Below are 19696 nucleotides of genomic sequence, written 5' to 3' on the forward strand. Positions count from 1 at the left end.
GGGGCCGCGCCTGAGTCGCCGGCGCAACACCCGAGCGTGCGCGGACCGATGGTCCGGCAGACGTCGCGGTTTGGCCTTGCGGCGCGGGCATCTCCTGTCGGACGCTCGCCACGGATTCGTATTCTTCGTCCGGGCAGGCGATGCCCGCAACCCAACCCTCCCGGGAAGACCGTCCCCGATGACCTCCCGTGCCCTGATCCTAGGCTGCGCCGGCAAGACCCTGTCGCCGGACGAGACCGCGTTCTTCCGCGACGTGCGGCCCTGGGGCTTCATCCTGTTCAAGCGCAACATCGGCACGCCGGACGAGGTCCGGGCGCTGACCGCGTCGCTGCGCGCCACGATCGGCCGGGACGACGCGCCGATCCTGATCGACCAGGAGGGCGGCCGGGTTCAGCGCATGGGGCCGCCGCACTGGCCGGCCTACCCGGCCGGCGGGCGCTTCCGCCGGCTCGACGGGGCGGCCGCCGCGATGGCGCGGCTCGGTGCGCGCCTGATGGCGCACGACCTCGCCGACGTCGGCATCAACGTCGACTGCGCGCCCGTCCTCGACGTGCCCGAGCCCGGCGCCCACGACATCATCGGCGACCGCGCCTACGCCACGACGCCGCAGCAGGTGGCCGAGATCGGCCGGGCGGTGGCCGAGGGCCTGATGGCCGGCGGGGTGCTGCCGGTGATGAAGCACATCCCCGGGCACGGCCGCGCCGCCTGCGACAGCCACCACGGCCTGCCGGTGGTCGAGGCGAGCCTCGAATCCCTCGCGGCCCAGGATTTCCGGCCCTTCCGCGCCCTCGCCGACCTGCCGATGGCAATGAGCGCCCACGTGGTATTCACGCAGATCGATCCCGACCGGCCGGCGACCCAGTCGGCGCCCGTGATCGCCGACGTGATCCGCGGCGCGATCGGCTTCGACGGCCTGCTGATGACCGACGACCTGTCGATGCATGCCCTGACCGGGCCGTTCCGCACCCGGGCCGAGGCGGCCTTCGCCGCCGGCATCGACGTGGCGCTCCACTGCAACGGCGACGCGGACGAGATGCGCGCCGTCGCGGAGGGCACGCCGTCGCTGGCCGGTGCCGCCCTGCGCCGCGCGGAGGCGGCGCTCGCCCGGCTCGGGGGCGCCCGCGACGGCCTCGACCTGCCGCTGGCCCGTGCGCAATTCGCCGCGGCCCTAGCGCAGGCCGCCTGACGGGGCGCGGTCCCCGCATGGGATTGCCGGGGCGATCCGGGTTTGACCGCTTGTGTTAACCCGGCGCGGTCCCTAGGTTCTGCCCGAAATTCAACCGCGGACACGTGCCGACGCGGACACGTCTCTCACGATGCGTGACCCGTGGCGCAGGAGGTTGCCATGGGCAGCATGAGTATCTGGCACTGGGTCGTCGTCGCCGTCATCGTGATGCTGCTGTTCGGCCGCGGCAAGGTCTCGGACCTGATGGGCGACGTCGCCAAGGGCATCAAGGCGTTCAAGAAGGGCATGGCCGAGGACGAGGCGCCGACGCAGGCCGCGACCCCGCCCGTCGCCCCGGCCGAGCCCGTCCGCACCATCCCGCACGCGGGCGAGACCAGCCCCGGCACCGCGATCCCGGCGAGCCACCTGCCGCAGGGCGAGCGCAAGCCCGTCTGAGGAGGCCCGGGCCCGCGCCCCCGCGTGTGGGGGCACGGCTCATTTCCCGAGGCCCGTCGGCGCCGTGGCGACGGGCCCGAGGCTGCAGGACCGTCGACGACATGCTGGACATGAGCTGGGGGGAGGTGATGCTGATCGGCGGCGTCGCCCTCATCGTCATCGGGCCGAAGGACCTGCCGAAGGCGCTGCGCACCGTCGGGCAGGTGACGCGGAAGGTCCGCCGCATGGCGGGCGAGTTCCAGATGCAGTTCAACGAGGCGATCCGCGAGGCGGAGCTCGACGATGTCCGCAAGGAGGTCGACGGCATCCGCGACACGGTGCGGGGCGCGAGCGGCGGCTTCAACCCGGTCCAGACCATCCGCGACGAGCTCAAGGGCGCCGTCGAGGCCCGCGCGCCGAAGCCGAGCTCGGCGACGCTGGCCGACGCCACCGCGCAGCTGAAGGCGGCCGAGAGCGCGGCTCCGACGACCGGCGGCGCCTACGACGTGCCGAAGGCCCTGGAACAGCCCGTCGCCCAGCCCGTCGCGGAAGTGCAGGCCGCCCCCGAGCCGCTTCCCGTCCCGGGATCCGTCGACGACCCCTACGGGCCGGCCCCGGACCCGACGCCCGCGCCGCACGGCCCGGCCCCCTCCGCACCGGCCGCAGGCCATTAAGCGATGATCGACCAGACGGACGAGGCCGAGATCGAGGCGTCGCGGGCGCCGCTCCTCGACCACCTGATCGAATTGCGCGCACGGCTGATCAAGTCGCTGATCGCGTTCGTGATCATGTTCTTCGGGTGCTTCTTCTTCTCGCGCGAGATCTACAACATCCTCGTCCACCCCTACGTCTCGATCGTCGGGGTCGAGAACGCCAAGCTGATCGCGACGCACTTCCTCGAGCAGGTCTTCACCAACATCAAGCTCAGCGTCTTCGGCGCGGCGTTCCTCGCCTTCCCGGTGATCGCGACGCAGATCTACGCCTTCGTCGCCCCGGGCCTGTACCGCAACGAGCGCAAGGCGTTCATGCCCTACCTCGTCGCCACGCCGGTGTTCTTCGTGCTCGGCGCGCTGGTCGTGTTCTTCCTGGCGATGCCGCTGCTCATCAAGTTCTCGGTGTCGCTGCAGCAGGTCGGCGTCGCCGGCGAGCCGACGATCGCGCTGCTGCCGAAGGTCGACGAGTACCTCTCCCTGATCATGACGCTAATCTTCGCCTTCGGCATCGCCTTCCAGCTGCCGGTGATCCTGACGCTGCTCGGGCAGATCGGCATCATCGACGCCAAGTTCCTGCGCGAGAAGCGGCGCTACGCGATCGTCCTCGTCTTCGTCGCCGCCGCCGTGCTGACGCCGCCCGACGTGATCTCGCAGCTCTCCCTCGCGCTGCCGATGCTGCTGCTCTACGAGGCCTCGGTGTTCTCGGTGTCGCGCATGGAGACGCTGCGCGCCCGCCGCCGCATCGCCGAAGGGCTCGACCCGTAAGACCGAGCCGCGACGCCGGGCGTCGACGACGACGGGGCATGACCCGGCTGCGGGTGAGGCTCGATTTTGAGGATCCCGGGCGGGGCTTGCTCCGGTTCGAGGCTCCGTGCCGCAGCGACCGGGCCCCTTCAGAGACCGGGCCCTTTGGCGGCGCCGAATATCCTGGCCGGCCGACCGCCGACCGTCCCCTGAACCACCACGACCCAGGCATCGGCCTCCGCGACGCGGGCCACCGTTCGGGGCACCTCGAACCGCACCGCCTGGCCGGTCCAGGGCCCGAGGCGCTGCAGGCCGCGCACGACGTTGACGTAGGTGGCGGTTCGGCCGCGGTTCTCGCCGCCGCCGATCGCGACCGGGCGGCTGCGCAGGACCGGAACCAGCCAGACGTCGCCCTTCAGATCCGCCTTCGGTACCGGCTCGGCCCCGATCTCGATCACGATCCGCTCGTCGCGCTCCTCGCCGCGGACCGGCACGGGCAGACCGCCGCGGGCGTTCGCCTCGCGCAGCAGCTTCTCCAGGGCGGCCCTGTCCGAGGCGACGGTCGAGGCGGAGCCGTTGATCACGGCCTGGGGGGTGAACATCTGGCGCGCGCCGTGCACGCCGGAATAGGCATGCTGCCGCTCGCCGAACGGGCGCTGGGCCAGGGTGTCCTTCCAGCCGAGATAGTCCCAGTAGGTCACGGGAAGCGTCAGCGCGAGGATGCCGGGCTGGCGGGCGAGGTCGCCGATCACCGGATCGGCCGAGCGGCAGGCGGCGCAACCCTGGCTGGTGAACAGCTCGACCACCGCGCGCAACGGCTCGGCCGCAGCCGGACCGCACGGCAGGCCGGCGGCCAACGCCGCGAGCAGGACGCGGATCGGGACGAACGCGTGGGAACGAGCGTGGGTCGCCGTCATCGCCTCAGGAGAGCGCACGCGACGCCGGCTGGGAAATCACGTTGGCTTGAGGCTCGGCGACCTCGGTCGCACGCGCCTTCGGCAGCATATTCGGCCGCCAGCGCCGGTGCATCCACAACCACTGCCCGGGATTCTCGCGCACCCAGCCCTCGACGATCGCGGTCATCGCCTGCATCGCGCCGGCCACCGCGATCTGCCCGTCCGCGTCGCGCGGCAGGTCGAGGGGCGGGGTCAGCTCGAGCCGAAACCGGCCGTTCGGAAGGCGCACCACGCGCGCGCCGTGCACCGGGCAATCGTAGTGGCGGGCGAGCTTGGCGAGCAGCGGGTTCGCTAGGCACGGACGCCCGAAGAACGACACCACGACGCCGCGGGTGAAGTGCTGGTCGATCAGCTGCCCGAGATGGCCGCCGCGCTCGACCACGCCCTGCATCGCGAAGGCGCCGCCCGGCCCGGAGGCGGCGAGCCGCCCCATGGTCTTGCGCCGGACCTCCTGCACGAGGCGCGCCGCGGCCGGGTTGTTCGGCGCGCGGAACACCGCGGTGGTCTCGAGATCGAACTTCGCCGCGCAGATCGCCGGCAGCTCCCAGTTGGCGAGATGGGCCGAGAACACGAGGCCCGGGCGGCCGTCGTCGCGCAGCGCCAGGAAATGCTCCAGGCCCTCGACCTGCATGCGCTGGGTCGCGGGGTCGGCGGGGTCGAAGTCGAACAGCGTGTCGAGATGGGCGTACTCGGCGCCGGTGCGGCCGAGATTGTCCCAGGCGGACCGCGCGATCCCTCGGATCTCGGCCTCGGACGCGTCGGGGAAGGCGGCGCGCAGATTCGTCAGCGCCGTCCGGTGCGAGGGCAGCCAGGGCCCGAGCGCGCGCAGCAGCGCGCCGCCGGCATCCCCCGCGCGCTCGGGGCCGAGGACCCGCGACAGCCAGAACACCGCGCGGATCAGTGGCAGCATCGCATAGCCGGCGAGCCGCGGCAGGTTGCGCTTCAGGGTCAGGGCGAGGCGCAGCAACGGGTCACTCTCGGGTGGGAGGCGTCCCGTCGAGGCGGGGCGCGGGCGCGGCGGGCGACGCCGCGCGGGAAGCTCCGCGGGCTTAGATCATTTCATCGCGACAGGGGAGGGCGTCAGAAGCTCACGAGGATCTTGCCGAAGACCTTGCGCGATTCCAGCCGTTCGAGCCCCTGCGCGAAGTCCGCCAGAGGATAGACGGTGTCGACGACGGGGCGGATGCCGTCGGCCATCTTGTCGAGCGATTCCGCAATGTTGGCGAGCCGGCAGCCGAACGAGCCGGTGATGCGGTATTGCTGCTGGAACAGCTGCATCAGGTTCATCGTCGTCGAGACGCCCGAGGTCGAGCCGCAGGTCACGAGGCGGCCGCCGCGCTTGAGGCAGAGCAGCGAGCCGTTCCAGGTGTCGGGGCCGACATGCTCGAACACCACGTCCACGCCCTTCCGCTTGGTCAGCCGGCGGACCTCGCCCTCGAAGCGCTCGGTGCGGTAGTTGACGACGTGGTCGGCCCCGAGCGCGGCGGCCTTGGCGCCCTTCTCGTCGTCGCCCACCGTCGTGTAGACGGTGCAGCCGATGGCCTTGGCCATGCGGATCGCCGCGGTGCCGATCCCTGAGCCTCCGGCATGGACCAGGATGCTCTCGCCGGGCTCGAGCTTGGCGTTGTCGAACAGCATGTGCTGCACCGTGCCGAAGGCGATGCCGGCGCAGGCCGCGTCGGTGAGGCTGACCGCGTCGGGCACCTTGACCACGAGCCGGGCCGGCATGGTGACGAACTCGCGGGCGAAGCCGTCGATGTGGAAGCCCATCACCCCGCCGACATCCTCGCAGAGGTTGTCGCGGCCCTCGGTGCAGGCGCGGCATCGGCCACAGGTCATCGCGCCGTAGAGCGCGACCTTGTCGCCGGCTTCGAGCCCCTCGACGCCCTCGCCGAGCTCGGCGATCTCGCCCGCGGCCTCGGCGCCGACCGTCAGCGGCAGACGCCGCTTGGCGAAGGCCATCCCGCGAAAGCCCCAGACGTCGATGAAGTTCAGGCCGACCGCGCGGACGCGCACCCGAACCTCGCCGGGACCGGGGGGAGGGGGCGCCTCGACCTCGGTCAGGCGCAGGTCGCGGTCGCCGAAGAGTTGCAGGGCTTGCATCGGATGACTTTCAAACGCTTGGCCGGCCCCGCCCGGACCTCGGCCGATCCCAATCACGCCCGCATCCCGAGGTGCTCGCGCCAGCGGGCCTCGAAGGAGCCCTCCAGCGGGCGGAGCGATCCCTGGAGTTCTCCTTCGAGGCCTCCGCTTCGCTCCGGCACCTCGGGATGAGGGCGCGGGGTGGCCGTAACATATCTCATCCGTCCGCAGCACCAGCGCATGGCGGTGCGACAACGCCGAGATCGTCACGGACCGCCGCATCCTGCTCGCCACGCCATTCCTCGAGGCGAGGATCGAGACCGACGAGATGCAGCGACGGGTCGTCCGATCCCGCATCGCTTGGAGCCCGAGCTGCCATCACATCGGCCTGCACGACCGAATCCGAGACGGGGATCTCATTCCGGCGCGAGGTAGCGCCGCCGCGCCCAGCCCACGACCCGGCCGACCTTGACCCGGCACCACGTCGTGCGGCTCGGCGTGTCGTTGGTGCAGCCGACGACGAGCGCGCGGGCGCGGATCTCGCCGACCACCTCGGCCGCCGGGTCGGGCTCGGCGCGGATGCTCAGCGTCTCGCCGCGCGGCAGGCCGTCGACGCGGTACGGGACCGGATCGGCGCACACCGCACCGGTGCCGACGTGAAGCAGCAGGCCGGCGAGGGCCGGACGGACGAGGAGCGAGGCGCGCATGATCAGCGGTGGACGCCCATCATCGCCGTCAGGCCGCCGTCGACGGGCAGGACCGCGCCGGTGACGTAGGCGGCGGGATCCGCCATCAGGAAGGCGGCCAGCGCCGCCACCTCCGTCGGGTCGGCGAAGCGGCCGGCGGGAATCTGGCGCTCCATGCCGGCGCGGTGGGCGGCGTATCCGGCCATCATCGGGGTGTCGACGAAGCCCGGGGCGATCACGTTGACGGTGACGCCGCGCTTGGCCGACTCGATCGCCAGGGTGCGGCAATAGGCGATCAGCGCACCCTTGGTCGCCGCATAGGCCGCGTTGCCGGTGTTGGCGCGCAGCGCCGCCACCGAGCCGATCGCGACGATGCGCCCGGCCCGCGCCCGGATCATCCCGCGCACGAGGCTCTTTGCGATCCGCGTCAGCGAGAAGAAGTTCACCTGCATCAGGGCCTCGGCGCGCTCCTGATCGAGCATCGCGGCGAGCGCGTCGTAGGATTGGCCGGCATTGTGGACGAAGCCGTAATAGCTCTTCGCCTCCGCCGCCTCGCAGAAGGCGTCGAGGGCGCCGCGGTCGGCAAGATCCAGCGGGATCGCCTCGAAATCCGCGTCGGGATGGCGGTCGCGCAGCTCGGCGAGCAGGGCCTCGGCCGGCGCCTGCGACGCGCGGAAGGTGAAGTCGACGCCGTGCCCGGCGGCCGCCATCGCCCGCACGATCGCCGAGCCGAGGCCCGAGGCGCCGCCGGTGACGAGGATGCGGCGAGCCGCGGTCGGTGCCGCGCTCATGCCGGCTCGGACCCGAGCACGAGGCAGGTGTTCTGGCCGCCGAAGCCGAACGAGTTCGACAGGACGCGCGCCACGGGCAGGTCGCGCGCCGCGGTGACGATGTCGAGCGGGATCGCCGGATCCGGCACGGCGTAGTTGATCGTCGGCGGGATGCGCCCGTGCCGGATCGTCAGCAGCGAGATCACGGCCTCGATCGCCCCGGCGGCGGTCAGCGTGTGGCCGAGCATCGACTTGTTCGAGGTCACCGGGATGCGCGCGGCGGCGTCCCCGAACACCGCCATCAGGCCCATCGCCTCCATGCGGTCGTTCTCGGGCGTCGAGGTGCCGTGGGCGTTGACCGTGTCGACCGCCTCCGGCCCGATCCCGGCATCGTCGAGGCTAGCGCGGATCGCCGCGATGATCGGCGCGCCGTCGGGGCTGGAACGGGTGCGATGGAAGCCGTCGCCCTTCTCGCCGCAGCCCAGCACGTAGCCGAGGATCGTCGCGCCGCGCGCGACGGCCGAGGCCGCGTCCTCGAGCACGAGCGCGGCCGCGCCCTCGCCCATGACGAAGCCGTCGCGATTCTTCGAGAACGGCTTCGAGGCGGTCTCCGGCGGGTCGTTCTGGGTCGACAGCGCCGAGAGCAGCGAGAAGCGGATCAGCGATTCCGGGTTCACCGAGCCGTCGGTGCCGATGCAGAGCGCCGCCGTCATCTCGCCGCGCCGGATCGCCTCGACGCCGAGCTGGATCGCGGTGGCGCCCGACGAGCAGGCGGTGGAGAGCGAGATCGGCGAGCCCTTGGTGCCGAAGCGGTCGGCGATGCGGTCGGCCACCGTCCCGAAGATGAAGAGGTCGTGCCACGCGTCGAACTTGCGCGAGGCCGCCGCGTGCTGGAGACCGGCATAGGTCACCGGCCCTTCGCCGCCGCAGGCCTCCGCCAGGGCCTGGCGCTGCGGCCATTCCATCTCGACCGGCGGCACCGCGATGAACAGGGCGCCCGGGAAGTCTCCGGCCGCGCCGATGCCGGCCTGCGTCACCGCCTCCTCGGCCGCCACGCGGGCGAAGCGCTCGGAGAGGGCGGGGGCGACCAGTGGATCGGTGTCGAGGAAGTCGACCGTGCCGGCGATGCGCGTGCGCAGCCCGTCCGTCAGGAAGCGCGCGATCGCGTGGATGCCGGATCGCCCCTGCGTCAGGGCGGTCCAGGTCGCGTCCTGGCCGTGCCCGAGGGAGGAGACGATGCCGAGACCGGTGACGGCGACGAGCGGGCGACCGCGGGCGTCGCGATGGGAATGTCCTGCCATGGCGCCGTCTTAATCGGTTTTTTTCGGCCGTGCATCCCGCGGCGTGACGGACCGGGCTCAGCCGTCAGACCCACTCGCCCCGGCGCATCACCGGCACGGACTGCCCGTCGGCGGCGATGCCGTCCACGTCGACCTCGGCCGAGCCGATCATCCAGTCGATGTGGATCAGGCTGCGGTTGGCGCCGCGTGCCGCGAGGTCGTCCTCCGAGAAGCCCGCGCCACCGCCCACGAAGCACTTCGAGTAGGCTTGGCCGAGGGCGATGTGGCTCGCGGCGTTCTCGTCGTAGAGCGTGTTGTAGAACAGCAGCCCCGATGCCGAGATCGCCGAGGAAGCCGGCACCAGCGCGACCTCGCCCAGGCGACGGGCGCCCTCGTCGGTGTCGAGGACGCGGGCCAGCACGTCGGCGCCCCGGGTGGCGGCCGATTCGACGATGCGGCCTTCCGAGAACCGCACCTGGATGCCCTCGATCAGCGTACCCTGGTACGAGAGCGGCTTGGTGCTGGCGACGTGGCCCTCGACCCGCGCCCTGTGCGGCGTGGTGAAGACCTCCTCGGTCGGGATGTTGGCGTTGCAGGTGATGCCGCTGCGCGAGGTCGCCGCGCCGCCGCACCATTCGTGGTCGTCGGCGAGGCCTACGGTGAGGTCGGTGCCCGGCCCCTGGAAGCGGATCGCCGAGAAGCGGTGTCCGTTCAGCCTGTCCTTGCGCGCGTGGAGGTGGGCGTTGTGCGCGGCCCAGGCGGCGACCGGATCGGGGCCGTCGACGCGGGAGGCGGCGAACACCGCATCCCAGAGCTTGGCGACCGCCTCCGCCTCGGGGAGGTCGGGGAACACCGTGCGGGCCCAGGCCGGGGTCGCGGCCGAGACGATGGTCCAGTTCGTGGCGAAGTTGGCGATCAACTCGAGCGCCGGCACGTAGGCTTTGGAGCGCGACCGGTTGGCGCGGGCGACCTTCTCCGGATCCTGGGCCGACAGCAGCGACGGGTCGTCGCCGCTGATCGCGAGGCGGGCGGCGCCGTTGCGGTAGGCCTCCGCCATGCCCGCATAGAGCCACCCGGCGGCGGTATCGAAGGCCGCGTCCGAGGCGTGGGCGAAGCGCGCGAGCGTCGCGGCGTCGTCGCCGAGCAGGGTTGTCACCAGCGACGCCCCGGCGCGGTAGGCCTCGGCGGTGATGGCACGCGCCAGCGGCAGCGCGTCGAGGGGCGCGGTCAGGACAAGCTCCTGCCCGGCCTGGAGGTTGAGCCCGACCCGGACCGCAACCTTCGCGAGCCGGTCGAGCCGCTCCTCGTGCGCCGACCTCGCGACCGGCGGCTCAGCATGCGCGTTCATCGCGACCCCTTCGAAACGTCCGATCCTGTGGTGCAAGATCGGTGCGGGGTCCATCGAGTCAAGCGGCGCGGGACCAGGTGATCTCGCCGAGGCTCTCGCGGAAGGCGAAGCGCATCAGGTGGTCGGAGACGACGTTCTCCAGGCGGGTCAGCCCGGCGGGATCGGACGTGGCGATCCGCATCAGCAGGGCGTCGGGCTCGGCGTCGAAGGTGCAGACGCGGTCCTCGCTGAACGGCACGGTGCCGTGCTCGGGGGTCGCCGAAACCGGGAACTTGTGGCTCCAGTGGCGGCAGAGCTGCTGCAGGTAGCGGCTCGCCTCGGCGGTCTGCACGCGGGCCTGAGAGGTGGGCATCTCGATGGTCTCCTTGAAACGTCTCGTCGCGAGCCGGCCGTCGCCTTCGCGACTGCGAAGGCAGGCGGGGACCCAAGCAAGTGCCGGACCCTGGCGCCGGGCGCCGCGACCGGGGTTGACGATAAAACGCAACCTCAGCCGTTAACGCCCCACTAACGCAGGGAAACCCGCACGCTCCCGGTCTTCTCCCGACCGGTCGCGATTCGAACCTTGGACCGGCCGGAGAGCCGATTTATGGCGCGATGCGTCATCGCATCATGGCAAGACATGGTGCGTCGCACAATCGAAATCCAGCCGGCTCGGCACTCCGCGGCGGTCGGCTCAGGGCAGGGCGGGCTGCGGATCGTCGGAGAGAGCGACGACCTTGCCCGGGTTGAGCCGGTCCTGCGGGTCGAGCCCGGCCTTGATCGCGCGCATCAAGTCGAGGGCGACCGGGTCGGCGTAGTGCTGCAGCTCGTCGCGCTTGATCAGGCCGACGCCGTGCTCGGCGGCGATCGAGCCGTCCATCGCGGTCACGATGTCGTGGACGATGCGGTTGAAGTCCGCCCAGGTGCCGAGGAACGCGGCCTTGTCCATGCCGACCGGCTGGCTCAGGTTGAAGTGCATGTTGCCGTCGCCGACATGGCCGAAGGCGCAGACCCGCAGGCCCGGCATCGCCGCCTCGCAGGCCGCGCTCGCCTGCTCGACGAAGTCGGCGAGCCGCGACAGGGGCACCGACACGTCGTGCTTGATCGAGCCGCCCTCGTAGCCCTGCGCATCCGAGAGATGCTCACGCAAGGCCCAGAGCGCGAGGTTCTGCGCCTCGCTCGCCCCGAGCGTTGCATCCTCCACGAGCCCGTCCTCGATCGCCTCGGAGAGCGCCGCCTCGAGCTCGGCCCGGGTGTCGGCGTCGGGCCGGGCGGAGGCGAGCTCGATCAGGGCGTAGGCGCCGTGCTCGCCCGCGAGCGGGCGGACCGTGCCGGGCATGTGCCGCAGCACCATGTCGAGCCCGACCGGCGGGATGAACTCGAAGGCGGTGAGGTCCCGGTCGGCGCGCCTGCGCAGGCGCGCGAACAGGTCGAGCGCCACGCGGGCCGAGGGCAGCCCGACAAACCCGACCGTGCGCGAGGCGGGCTTCGGGAAGAGCTTCAGCACCGCCTTGGTGATGATGCCGAGGGTGCCTTCCGAGCCGACGAACAGGTGCTTGAGGTCGTATCCGGCGTTGTTCTTGCGCAGAGCCTTGAGGCCGTTCCACACCCGGCCGTCGGCGAGCACCACCTCGAGCCCGAGGACGAGGTCGCGGGCGTTGCCGTAGGCCAGCACCGCGATCCCGCCGGAATTGCACGCCAGCGCGCCGCCGATCCGCGCCGATCCGCGCGAGGCGTAGGAGAGCGGGAACAGCAGCCCGGCGGCGTCGGCCGCGTCCTGCACCTCGGCGAGGATCGCGCCGGCCTCGACCACGATGCTGGCGTTCACCGGATCGAGCGCGAGAACGCGGTTCATCCGCGCGAGCGACAGCACCACGCCGCCATGCGGAACGCCGCCGCCGACGAGCCCGGTGTTGCCGCCCTGCGCCACCACCGCGACGCCCGCCGCCGCGCAGGCCTCGACCACGAAGGCGACCTCCTCGGTCGAGCCCGGCCGAACGGCGGCGAGCGCCGAGCCGCGGTAGAGTTTTCGGGACTCAACGAGATACGGGGCGAGGTCGGACGGGTCGGTCAGAACATGGGCGGCCCCGAGGCGCGCGCGCAGGGCTTCGAGGAGGGTGTCGGCGGACGGGGCCGGGGCGAGGGTGGGTTCGGTCATGATCGGTTCTTCGGCAGGGATTCTCTCGCGGACGCGGCCGCGATGCAAACGCTGCGGGCTGGCATGGACCGGTCGGTGGCCTAAGACTAGCCGCAGCGGGCACCCGGTCCACCCGATGCCCGAACGACGACCCGCCCCTGTCTCACGAGGCACGCCATGCTGTCCGTCATCCCGAACCCGCCCCGCGTCGCCCTGCCGGTCGCCGGCAGCACGGACCTGTTCCCGGTGCGCCGGGTCTACTGCGTCGGCCGCAACTACGCGGCGCATGCCCGCGAGATGGGGAAGGACCCCGACCGCGAGCCGCCGTTCTTCTTCATGAAGCCGGCCGACGCGCTGCAGCCCTGCGGGCCCGAGCCGAAGCGGCACCCCTATCCGCCGCGCACCGAGAACTACCATTTCGAGATCGAGCTGGTGGCGGCGCTCGCCAGCGGCGGCCGCGACATCCCGGTCGAGGCCGCGCGCGATCACGTCTACGGCTACGCCATCGGCCTCGACATGACCCGGCGCGACCTGCAGGACGAGGCCAAGGCCCTGGCCCGGCCATGGGACCTCGGCAAGGCGGCCGACCTCTCCGGCCCGATCGGCCCGATCCACCCGGTCGCCGAGATCGGCCATCCGGCGGCCGGACCGATCACCCTCTCGGTCGGCGGCGCCGAGCGCCAGCGCGGCGACCTCGGCGACATGATCTGGTCGGTCGCCGAGCAGATCGCCTACCTCTCGGCCTATTTCGCGCTTGAGCCGGGCGACCTGATCTTCACCGGCACGCCGGCCGGCGTCGGCCCGGTGCGGCGGGGCGAGCGCATGGTGGGGGCGATCGCGGGGCTGGGCGAGATCGTCCTGGACGTGGCCTGAGCGGCTGCGCGGCTCCCCCGATGACGAAGCTCCTCGACCGGCCGCTGGCGCGCCGCCTGTTCCACCTCGGCGCGCTGGCGGCGCGCGGCATGACGCTCGGCGTCCGCGGCGCGGCCTTCGACGCGCAGGGCCGGGTCTGCCTCGTGCGCCACACCTACGTCAGCGGCTGGCAGCTGCCGGGCGGCGGCGTCGAGCGCGGCGAGACCGCGCCGGAGGCGATGGCGCGCGAGTTCCGCGAGGAAGCCGAGATCGCCGTCGATCCCGCGGTCGGGCTGCGCCTGCACGGCTTCTACCGCAACCGCGCGGCCTCGCCGCGCGACCACGTCGCCCTCTACGTCGCCCCGGCCTTCACGGTGCTCGGGGAGAAGCGGCCCGACCGCGAGATCGCGGCCTGCGCCTTCTTCGCCCTCGACGCCCTGCCGGACGCGACCACCCGCGCGACGGTGGAACGCCTGCGCGAGATCCGCGACGGCCGTCCGCCCGCCGATCTCTGGTGAGATCGGACGGACGCGAAAAATCCTCGCAGCGGGCGCTTGCAACGCCGGTTGGAATGGTGTTTAGAGAGCGCCGCCGGGGCCGCCGGGCACGAGAGTTTCCAGCGGGCCAGCATTGTGAGCGGGTGTAGCTCAGGGGTAGAGCACAACCTTGCCAAGGTTGGGGTCGAGGGTTCGAATCCCTTCGCCCGCTCCAATTCACTCGGACAGATTTGGACGCGATTACAGCGCGTTAGCAGAGGCCACCTTCGGGTGGCCTTTTGCGTTCCTGGGGGTGTGGTCCCGTAATTGGTCCCGAAACGGGCTAAAACTCCGCTCGGGATGGGCCCGGCAGGGTGGAAGGCGATCGGCGGTCCCGATTGAAACGGGGCCGGCCATTCGGTCGCAGGCCGACGCTCTCACGCGCCATGGACAGTCCCAAGCCAGGAATTTCCGACCTCGTGTGCGCTGTCGCACATGGACGGTTTTCAGCCGATCGAGGGATTTCGGCGCCGGCCACCCGGATTCCCGCGGGCGGCTAAATCCTGCGTCAGGGGGCGAGCCTGCCGAGATCCTCAAGGTCCTCCGGATCCGGCGGCGCGAGGATCTCGGGTTGGGCTTCCAGCAGCGGCCCGACCGCGGCCGCGATCTCCCGCTTGTCGAGGAGACGGTAGGCCCCGTCGCGCAGCAGGATGACGGCTGGGGCGGGCTTGAGCTTCTTGGCCCCCTTCTCGGGCGTCAGGTACACGCCGTCGTACCCGGGGGGGCCGGGCTTGAACCACACCACGAGGGCGTCCGGCGTCTGCCGCCTGAACCAATCCGACGTTGCGACCCAGGCCGCGCAGGCCTCCTTGGCCACGCGCTTCCGGTTCACGTTCGACAGCTGGGACGCCAGGAACAGCGCGTGCCCGGCGAGCTCGCCAACCGGCAGGGGCGTGAACACGATCTCGCCGGGGGGAGCGTCGACCCGGGTGAAGGTCTCGATGATGGGTTCGGGTTTGGCGTCGGGCATGTCCGCATGATGCGGGCGAGCCGTTAACCGCCCGTCAGCCGGCGGAGCGGGCGGCCTCCCGGGCCCGGCGCTCCGGACCCAGCTTCCTCGCCAGGTCCGCCGGCCGCTGGGCCCGCACGAAGCCGCGGGAGACCTGCCCCGAGAGCTCGGCCATCTCGATCAGGGCGTCACCAGGCGCCCGCCTCAGGGCGTCCCTCGCGTCGCCGTCGGCGGCCTCCATGTAGGCCCGCTCCACTTCGTCCACGAGGACCTCCATTGATTCGCATATGAGAACGAATGAAGAACAAATTGGTGCGGGAGTCGATCCCTGGACGCGACGTTTCGGCCCTCAGTCAGACGAACCAGCTGACCACCAGTGCGACCCCGATGCCGAGGCCGACCTGCAGAACGGTGGAGCGCAGGCGGTCGATCGCTGCGGTGAGGTTGGCGGCATCCAGGTTGGGGGCGGGATCCGCGGGAGCCTGAGGCGGCGGCCCCTGTTCCGGCACCCCATCATCCTCGTCGACCTTCGGCTGCGGCGCATCGCTCCAGCTGAGATGGCGGACCGTGCCGCGGGCCACCTCTGGGCTCTCGCTCGCGTGGTCCGCGTGGGGAGCCAGATACCAGGTGACCCCGTAGCCGGGCGGCGTGTGCTCGTCGCCCTTCATGATCCAGAGATCGAGCTTCACGCCGAGGTGGAACGACGGCATCTCGCCAGCGCGGTAGGCCGCGAGCATCGCGGCCATGTCCATCTCGGGGATCCAGCACTCCAGGAACCAGGCATCCTCGCTCTTGAACTCCCAGTCACCGGCGATGAAGCCGAGCACGCTGGTGAACGGGGTGTAGCCGTTGCCGTCCTCCTGGGGGATGGCGGGCCGGATCGTCACGGGCAAGACCCGGCAGGTGTCGCCCCATCCCGCGAGCCGGACGGTGTCCCTCCGGATCGTGGCCATCCCGGAGATCTGAGGTGTTCGGCTGATGGTCCCGTAGTCCGTGGAGACGGCCTGTCCCATCTTGAGGTTCGAGACCTCGACCCAGAGGGTTCGATAGGGGTCGTGGTGCCACTCTCCCTCGACCTCCGGGATCGCCATCGTCCCGTCCGTAACGATCGATTTCAGCCGCGCGCGCTTGTCCTGTCTCGCCATCTGCCCCCCGAGGTTGAGGCACTCTCGCGGGCTGGCGACGCCCCGTCCAGGGTTCCCGTCCTTAGGCCTGCCTGCGTCCCACGCGGCGCCGGTCGTTGCGGGCCTCCCGCTCCACGGTGTGCCCGATCCACCGGGCGAGCGCGTCCCGGATCCGGGACTCCCGCTCGGCCGGGCCGTCCCCGGGATCCGCGGCGATGATGCACTCGACCGTCCGGGTTGCCCCCCGGGCGAGCTCGTCGATCGTGGACTGCCTCACGGGGTGACCTTCACCAGCGTCAGCCGCGATGCGTTGGCCGCGAGGTGCGACCGCCAGGCCTGCGCGTGCACGCGCCTCGCGAAGCGGACACCGCCAACCTTCTCCGGTATCGCCGAGAGTGGGGGCGGGGGTCCTCCGTTCGGTCCCACCAGTTCCTCGACCGCCTCGCGCAGGACGACCTCCCGCCGGGTCGGCCACATATCGTCGCGAGCCTGTCGGAATGCCTCGTGGTGGCCGGCGAACGTGGCGGCGGCGACGGCGCTCCACCAGAAGGCCTGCTCGGCCGGCCAGTTCCGGATCATCGCGTTCCCACAATCCTGAGGACGATCGCCTGGGGCATCGGGCGCTCGGCGTGACGGGCCATCATCGCCAGCATGGCGAGGCCCTCAGCCTGGTTGAGCAGCAGGGCGGCCGCCTTGTCGACGGCGTCCCGAGCGGCGGCGATCTTTGCCTCGGTGGTCGTTGTCTCGGTCATGCCGCGTCCCTCTTATTCCAGGACCACTCCATCGACGGGGTGAACCTCCGCATCAGGGCGTTCTTCGCGACCCGGACGCGTCCCCGGTTGCGACGCCGGGCGCGTCGGGACAGGGGCTTGCCGATCGAGGGGCGCATCGCCTCGGTGCGGGCCTCCTTCGTCGCCAGGTTCTCCAGGACCTGGCGCCAGAAGTTCGGGAGGAGCTCCCGTGGCATGCCGTGCCGCATGAGAGCGACGTCGCGATCGTACGCCCCACGCTGGGCCTCCAGCAGCGAGGAGGCGGTCCCTATCTCAGGGTGGACCACGGCCATCCGGGGTGGCGCCAGGCGGAAGGGCGTCTCGGTGTAGATGCGCATGGCTCAGGACTTCCGTCCGTTCACGTGAGCCTGGAGACGGCCCAGCCCGGCGCTGATCCAACGGCCGGCGTCGAGCATCCCGAGGGCGAATTCCGCCCCCATGGCCGCCCCCTACCTGGCCGCATGCGCAGCCGCAGGATCTCCCTCCCGCCATGTCCGGCGGGAGATCAGCGCCTCCAGCGTACCGGCCGAGGCGTCGCAGTCGGCTTGAGCCGCCAAGCGCCTGGCTGCCCGCGGGATGGCGTGTGCCGGCAGGCCTGAACGCCGGAGCTGTCGGCGGATGCCGCGCTCAGACTTGGTCATGCCGGCCTCCGTGCCTTGGCCTCGGCCGCCCGGCGCTGCTCGGCGAGCAGGCCGTCGAGGCTGTCCCGGAGCGCCCGGACGAGCGTCATCCCGTCGATGTCGTCGGGGTCCGTGCAGGCCTCGGCCTCGCGCAGGGCGGCCCGCACCGCGGCGATGTCGTCCTCAATCGCGACGTGGCGCTTGGGCGCCTCGCCACCCAGCTCCTTGACCTGCGCCATCCCATTTCCCCCATCGAATCCGTGCAAATGGGAGTCTGCCACGGATCGAAGATTTCCACTGGACGGCGTCCGAAAATTCGCGCAGCCGGCTGAGTCGCAGGGGGTTCCTTGCATGCCGATCAGGTACGCTCAGGGCATGAGCATCTTCGACCTTGGCGAGTCCCTCGCCCTTGCGCGGCGCCACCGCCGGCTCTCGCAGCGGGCCCTTGCGGCCAAGGCCGGCGTCAGCGTCGAGTGGGTGTCCCGCTTCGAGCGCGGTGACAGCATGGAGCCATCGATGCACCGCGTGATGCGATGCCTCCATGTGCTTGGGCTGGACCTGCGGCTGTCGACGTACAACCAGGGCCGGCCCAGCCTCGACGACCTCATCGCGCAGGACGAGGAGGCCGATAGCAGCCCGGCGCTGAAGGCGGCGCTAGGGCTTGGTTAACCCTAGGAACGCGACTCGGTCCGCAACGGCTGCACATAACTTGCACCCTGAGCCGGCTTGGCGCATAACGGCGTCACACCGGAGATGACGTCGATGATCTGCCCTCGCTCGAAACGGATGCCCTGCCTGACCGCCTGAGCCCTGCTCGGCGCGCCCCGCGTGCACTCCCGTTCCAGCGAGATCCCCATGACCGACGACGCCTCTCGGGCGCGCGCCGCTGCCGTCCAGGCCGCCCGTGCCACGCTCCTCGACTCCACCGCCCTGACGGGGCCCCGCCAGCCCGAGGCTCCCATCGGGCCGCGTGCGAAGGCGTTCGGCGGCGAGCACGTGCGGTACGACGCCCGCGTCGACGCCGGCCTGGCTCTCGCCCGGTTCCTCGGCGAGGAGCCCCGGCTCCCGGCCGCGCTAGTCCGGCAGCTCGGGCAGACCCGGCGGGACGTCAGCATCGCCTCCCTGCAGAAGGTGGAGGCGGCGCTGCGCGGGCACGCCAACGCGGAGACCACGTCGGACGCGGGCCGGAACGCCGCGGCGCTGCTGGCGGATGACCTGCTTTTCGCACAGGCGGCGCTGGGGTCCGCCAAGGCGGCGGCGTGCTGCAGCTCGATCTGCTTGCGCCTGGCGCTGGCGTCGGCCTCCAACGGGCATCACGCCGCCGCTTGGCTCGCCCTGCGGAACGCCCTTCGATACTGCGGCGATGCCACGGAGGAGCTGGACGAGGCGGGGTACGTTTCCGAGGACCTGGCCAGCAGCCTGGCGCCGTACGACAACCACGTGGCCCGATTCGCCGAGACGCTCGCGATCATCGCGGCGGCGCACCGGCAGATCGGCATCGAGGAGGACCTCGCCCGCGGTGGCGCCGGCGGCACCGCCAAGGACTGGGTCGACGCGCAGGCGGACGGCCTCGCCGCGCTGGCGCAGCTGGACTGGCCCCTCGGCGACGGAGGCTGGAGGGACCGGGCGGCGCGCGCCACCCCGACGCTCGTCGTCCTAGCCAAGGGGGCCTTGGACCACCTACCCGGTTCCGAGACCACGGGCTCATCGCGGACGTCGCGGGGGTCCACGCCGCGCGCGGAGTTCAACACGCTCGCCGGGGAGGCCCTGCCGCTCGTCCATGGCGTCGATGTCGTGGCCGTCGGCAAGCTGCTCGACGCGCGGTTCCCGTGGTTCACGGACCTCACCGCGCTGCTGCTGCGGGACCTCGCCAACGGGGGTGTAGCCCGGCTGCGGAACACTCTCGCGGTGTCGCCGCCGGGCAGTGGGAAGACGAGCTACCTGCAGGTGTTCTGCGAGGCGGCCGGGATCCCGTGCGTCCTCTACAACGCCGCCGGCGTCGCCGACGCCGCGTTCGGAGGAACCTCGCGCCAGTGGAGCACGGGGCGCGCAAGCGTCCCGTTGCAGACGATCCAGCGGCTCCGCGTCGCCAACCCCGTAATCATCATCGACGAGATCGAGAAGGCGGGTACGAGGTCGGAGAACGGGCGCCTCACGGACTCCCTGATCGCCCTGCTGGAGCCGGTAGGGAGCCGCGCCTTCCACGAGGTCTATCTGGAAACGAACGCCGATCTGAGCGGCACCCAGTTCCTGGCGACGGCCAACGGGACGGGAGCCGTCCCCGGCCCCCTCCTGGACCGCTTCCGCGTCGTGCACGTCGGCCTTCCCAAGGCCGAGGACCTGCCCGTCGCGGCGGCCAACCTCGTCGCCGAGCTCCGCGACGAGCGTGGCCTCGACGCCGGCTGGCTCCCCGACCTCGACGGCGACGAGCTGCATCTGCTGGCGCGCGTGTGGAAGGGGGGCAGCCTGCGCCCGCTCCGCCGCGCCGTGACGACGCTTCTCGACGGCCGCGAGACCCTCGCCCGTCGCCACTGACACCTCATCACTGAA

24 protein-coding genes and 1 tRNA gene are annotated in these 19696 nt (G+C 71.6%); 9 read left to right on the plus strand and 16 right to left on the minus strand.

All coding sequences use genetic code 11. The features are described 5' to 3' along the window. Positions 1 to 178: 178 nt before the first annotated feature. The 4 genes from nagZ (at position 179) to tatC (ending at position 3078) form a co-directional block, all read left to right on the plus strand. The gene (gene nagZ, locus MKK70_RS01185; RefSeq protein ID WP_147858685.1) at positions 179 to 1186 is read left to right on the plus strand and encodes a beta-N-acetylhexosaminidase; all 1008 of its coding nucleotides are present in this window, start codon (positions 179 to 181) and stop codon (positions 1184 to 1186) included. Positions 1187 to 1345: 159 nt separating this feature from the next. After that, positions 1346 to 1621, plus strand: coding sequence for a twin-arginine translocase TatA/TatE family subunit (locus tag MKK70_RS01190; protein ID WP_147727044.1), 276 nt, complete (start codon positions 1346 to 1348; stop codon positions 1619 to 1621). Between the two features lie 101 nt (positions 1622 to 1722). Then, positions 1723 to 2274 carry a Sec-independent protein translocase protein TatB gene (gene tatB, locus MKK70_RS01195; protein WP_147727045.1) on the plus strand — a complete coding sequence of 184 codons (552 nt, stop codon included), beginning with the start codon at positions 1723 to 1725 and terminating at the stop codon, positions 2272 to 2274. 3 nt (positions 2275 to 2277) lie between these two features. Beyond that, positions 2278 to 3078: a twin-arginine translocase subunit TatC gene (gene tatC / locus MKK70_RS01200; RefSeq protein ID WP_147727046.1), complete on the plus strand. Its 801-nt coding sequence runs from the start codon at positions 2278 to 2280 to the stop codon at positions 3076 to 3078. A 128-nt stretch (positions 3079 to 3206) separates the two neighbouring features. Here the strand turns inward: tatC and MKK70_RS01205 are convergent, their stop codons facing one another. The 9 genes from MKK70_RS01205 to MKK70_RS01245 form a co-directional block, all read right to left on the minus strand. Further along, complete coding sequence (locus MKK70_RS01205) at positions 3207 to 3974, minus strand: DUF1223 domain-containing protein (protein ID WP_243945495.1); 768 nt, start codon at positions 3972 to 3974, stop codon at positions 3207 to 3209. Positions 3975 to 3978: 4 nt separating this feature from the next. Next, a complete protein-coding gene (locus MKK70_RS01210; protein ID WP_243945498.1) occupies positions 3979 to 4980 on the minus strand; it encodes a lipid A biosynthesis lauroyl acyltransferase in 1002 nt (333 codons plus the stop codon). A 113-nt stretch (positions 4981 to 5093) separates the two neighbouring features. Then, a complete protein-coding gene (locus MKK70_RS01215; protein WP_147727049.1) occupies positions 5094 to 6116 on the minus strand; it encodes a zinc-binding dehydrogenase in 1023 nt (340 codons plus the stop codon). 395 nt (positions 6117 to 6511) lie between these two features. Further along, positions 6512 to 6802, minus strand: coding sequence for an SH3 domain-containing protein (locus tag MKK70_RS01220; protein ID WP_147727050.1), 291 nt, complete (start codon positions 6800 to 6802; stop codon positions 6512 to 6514). 2 nt (positions 6803 to 6804) lie between these two features. Beyond that, positions 6805 to 7572, minus strand: coding sequence for an SDR family NAD(P)-dependent oxidoreductase (locus MKK70_RS01225; protein ID WP_147727051.1), 768 nt, complete (start codon positions 7570 to 7572; stop codon positions 6805 to 6807). Then, positions 7569 to 8852 carry a beta-ketoacyl-ACP synthase gene (locus tag MKK70_RS01230; RefSeq protein ID WP_147727052.1) on the minus strand — a complete coding sequence of 428 codons (1284 nt, stop codon included), beginning with the start codon at positions 8850 to 8852 and terminating at the stop codon, positions 7569 to 7571. Before MKK70_RS01230 ends, MKK70_RS01225 begins: the two co-directional genes overlap by 4 nt. 64 nt (positions 8853 to 8916) lie before the next feature. Next, positions 8917 to 10179, minus strand: coding sequence for an aminopeptidase (locus MKK70_RS01235; RefSeq protein WP_243945500.1), 1263 nt, complete (start codon positions 10177 to 10179; stop codon positions 8917 to 8919). A 58-nt stretch (positions 10180 to 10237) separates the two neighbouring features. After that, complete coding sequence (locus tag MKK70_RS01240) at positions 10238 to 10531, minus strand: DUF2218 domain-containing protein (RefSeq protein ID WP_147727054.1); 294 nt, start codon at positions 10529 to 10531, stop codon at positions 10238 to 10240. A gap of 321 nt (positions 10532 to 10852) precedes the next feature. Beyond that, entirely contained in the window at positions 10853 to 12316 is a 1464-nt protein-coding gene (locus MKK70_RS01245; protein ID WP_243945502.1) for an FAD-binding oxidoreductase, read from the minus strand. A gap of 156 nt (positions 12317 to 12472) precedes the next feature. On the opposite strand from MKK70_RS01245, the gene MKK70_RS01250 reads away from it, so the two are divergent. From MKK70_RS01250 to MKK70_RS01260, 3 genes are all read left to right on the plus strand, one after another. Continuing rightward, on the plus strand, positions 12473 to 13168 hold the full coding sequence (locus tag MKK70_RS01250; RefSeq protein WP_147858683.1) for a fumarylacetoacetate hydrolase family protein: 696 nt from the start codon (positions 12473 to 12475) through the stop codon (positions 13166 to 13168). Positions 13169 to 13188: 20 nt separating this feature from the next. Beyond that, positions 13189 to 13665 carry an NUDIX domain-containing protein gene (locus MKK70_RS01255; protein ID WP_147858682.1) on the plus strand — a complete coding sequence of 159 codons (477 nt, stop codon included), beginning with the start codon at positions 13189 to 13191 and terminating at the stop codon, positions 13663 to 13665. Between the two features lie 118 nt (positions 13666 to 13783). After that, positions 13784 to 13858, plus strand: a tRNA-Gly gene (locus MKK70_RS01260). A gap of 333 nt (positions 13859 to 14191) precedes the next feature. Here MKK70_RS01260 and MKK70_RS01265 read toward each other — a convergent pair. The 7 genes from MKK70_RS01265 to MKK70_RS01295 all read right to left on the minus strand — a co-directional run bounded on the left by MKK70_RS01265 (position 14192) and on the right by MKK70_RS01295 (position 17385). Next, positions 14192 to 14653, minus strand: coding sequence for a hypothetical protein (locus MKK70_RS01265; protein ID WP_147840866.1), 462 nt, complete (start codon positions 14651 to 14653; stop codon positions 14192 to 14194). 34 nt (positions 14654 to 14687) lie between these two features. Then, entirely contained in the window at positions 14688 to 14897 is a 210-nt protein-coding gene (locus tag MKK70_RS01270; protein WP_313899065.1) for a hypothetical protein, read from the minus strand. 88 nt (positions 14898 to 14985) lie between these two features. Then, on the minus strand, positions 14986 to 15777 hold the full coding sequence (locus MKK70_RS01275; RefSeq protein ID WP_147840864.1) for a hypothetical protein: 792 nt from the start codon (positions 15775 to 15777) through the stop codon (positions 14986 to 14988). A gap of 252 nt (positions 15778 to 16029) precedes the next feature. After that, positions 16030 to 16335: a hypothetical protein gene (locus MKK70_RS01280; RefSeq protein ID WP_147840862.1), complete on the minus strand. Its 306-nt coding sequence runs from the start codon at positions 16333 to 16335 to the stop codon at positions 16030 to 16032. Next, positions 16332 to 16508, minus strand: coding sequence for a hypothetical protein (locus tag MKK70_RS01285; RefSeq protein WP_187275334.1), 177 nt, complete (start codon positions 16506 to 16508; stop codon positions 16332 to 16334). The genes MKK70_RS01280 and MKK70_RS01285 overlap by 4 nt, the downstream gene beginning before the upstream one ends. After that, positions 16505 to 16864 (minus strand): hypothetical protein, encoded by a 360-nt coding sequence (locus MKK70_RS01290; RefSeq protein ID WP_147840861.1) that lies wholly within the window; start codon positions 16862 to 16864, stop codon positions 16505 to 16507. Before MKK70_RS01290 ends, MKK70_RS01285 begins: the two co-directional genes overlap by 4 nt. Before the next feature lie 299 nt (positions 16865 to 17163). After that, positions 17164 to 17385, minus strand: a complete 222-nt coding sequence (locus MKK70_RS01295) for a hypothetical protein (RefSeq protein ID WP_056251323.1) — start codon at positions 17383 to 17385, stop codon at positions 17164 to 17166. 136 nt (positions 17386 to 17521) lie between these two features. Here MKK70_RS01295 and MKK70_RS01300 point away from each other — a divergent pair, with 136 nt between their 5' ends. Next, the gene (locus MKK70_RS01300; protein ID WP_187275333.1) at positions 17522 to 17815 is read left to right on the plus strand and encodes a helix-turn-helix domain-containing protein; all 294 of its coding nucleotides are present in this window, start codon (positions 17522 to 17524) and stop codon (positions 17813 to 17815) included. A 186-nt stretch (positions 17816 to 18001) separates the two neighbouring features. Then, positions 18002 to 19681 (plus strand): AAA family ATPase, encoded by a 1680-nt coding sequence (locus MKK70_RS01305; RefSeq protein WP_147840859.1) that lies wholly within the window; start codon positions 18002 to 18004, stop codon positions 19679 to 19681. Positions 19682 to 19696: the final 15 nt, after the last annotated feature.

It is taken from the genome of Methylobacterium sp. E-041 (genome assembly GCF_022829665.1).
Classification (GTDB): Bacteria; Pseudomonadota; Alphaproteobacteria; order Rhizobiales; family Beijerinckiaceae; genus Methylobacterium.

Coding starts and splice junctions, on each gene's coding strand:
- nagZ (WP_147858685.1), top strand. CDS start 179: ATGACCTCCCGTGCCCTGATCCTAGGCTGCGCCGGCAAGACCCTGTCG.
- MKK70_RS01235 (WP_243945500.1), bottom strand. CDS start 10,179: ATGAACGCGCATGCTGAGCCGCCGGTCGCGAGGTCGGCGCACGAGGAG.
- MKK70_RS01285 (WP_187275334.1), bottom strand. CDS start 16,508: ATGACCGAGACAACGACCACCGAGGCAAAGATCGCCGCCGCTCGGGAC.
- MKK70_RS01255 (WP_147858682.1), top strand. CDS start 13,189: ATGACGAAGCTCCTCGACCGGCCGCTGGCGCGCCGCCTGTTCCACCTC.
- MKK70_RS01230 (WP_147727052.1), bottom strand. CDS start 8,852: ATGGCAGGACATTCCCATCGCGACGCCCGCGGTCGCCCGCTCGTCGCC.
- tatB (WP_147727045.1), top strand. CDS start 1,723: ATGCTGGACATGAGCTGGGGGGAGGTGATGCTGATCGGCGGCGTCGCC.
- MKK70_RS01220 (WP_147727050.1), bottom strand. CDS start 6,802: ATGCGCGCCTCGCTCCTCGTCCGTCCGGCCCTCGCCGGCCTGCTGCTT.
- MKK70_RS01280 (WP_147840862.1), bottom strand. CDS start 16,335: ATGATCCGGAACTGGCCGGCCGAGCAGGCCTTCTGGTGGAGCGCCGTC.
- MKK70_RS01245 (WP_243945502.1), bottom strand. CDS start 12,316: ATGACCGAACCCACCCTCGCCCCGGCCCCGTCCGCCGACACCCTCCTC.
- MKK70_RS01205 (WP_243945495.1), bottom strand. CDS start 3,974: ATGACGGCGACCCACGCTCGTTCCCACGCGTTCGTCCCGATCCGCGTC.
- MKK70_RS01265 (WP_147840866.1), bottom strand. CDS start 14,653: ATGCCCGACGCCAAACCCGAACCCATCATCGAGACCTTCACCCGGGTC.
- MKK70_RS01225 (WP_147727051.1), bottom strand. CDS start 7,572: ATGAGCGCGGCACCGACCGCGGCTCGCCGCATCCTCGTCACCGGCGGC.
- tatC (WP_147727046.1), top strand. CDS start 2,278: ATGATCGACCAGACGGACGAGGCCGAGATCGAGGCGTCGCGGGCGCCG.
- MKK70_RS01295 (WP_056251323.1), bottom strand. CDS start 17,385: ATGGCGCAGGTCAAGGAGCTGGGTGGCGAGGCGCCCAAGCGCCACGTC.
- MKK70_RS01305 (WP_147840859.1), top strand. CDS start 18,002: ATGACCGACGACGCCTCTCGGGCGCGCGCCGCTGCCGTCCAGGCCGCC.
- MKK70_RS01240 (WP_147727054.1), bottom strand. CDS start 10,531: ATGCCCACCTCTCAGGCCCGCGTGCAGACCGCCGAGGCGAGCCGCTAC.
- MKK70_RS01300 (WP_187275333.1), top strand. CDS start 17,522: ATGAGCATCTTCGACCTTGGCGAGTCCCTCGCCCTTGCGCGGCGCCAC.
- MKK70_RS01250 (WP_147858683.1), top strand. CDS start 12,473: ATGCTGTCCGTCATCCCGAACCCGCCCCGCGTCGCCCTGCCGGTCGCC.
- MKK70_RS01290 (WP_147840861.1), bottom strand. CDS start 16,864: ATGCGCATCTACACCGAGACGCCCTTCCGCCTGGCGCCACCCCGGATG.
- MKK70_RS01215 (WP_147727049.1), bottom strand. CDS start 6,116: ATGCAAGCCCTGCAACTCTTCGGCGACCGCGACCTGCGCCTGACCGAG.
- MKK70_RS01190 (WP_147727044.1), top strand. CDS start 1,346: ATGGGCAGCATGAGTATCTGGCACTGGGTCGTCGTCGCCGTCATCGTG.
- MKK70_RS01275 (WP_147840864.1), bottom strand. CDS start 15,777: ATGGCGAGACAGGACAAGCGCGCGCGGCTGAAATCGATCGTTACGGAC.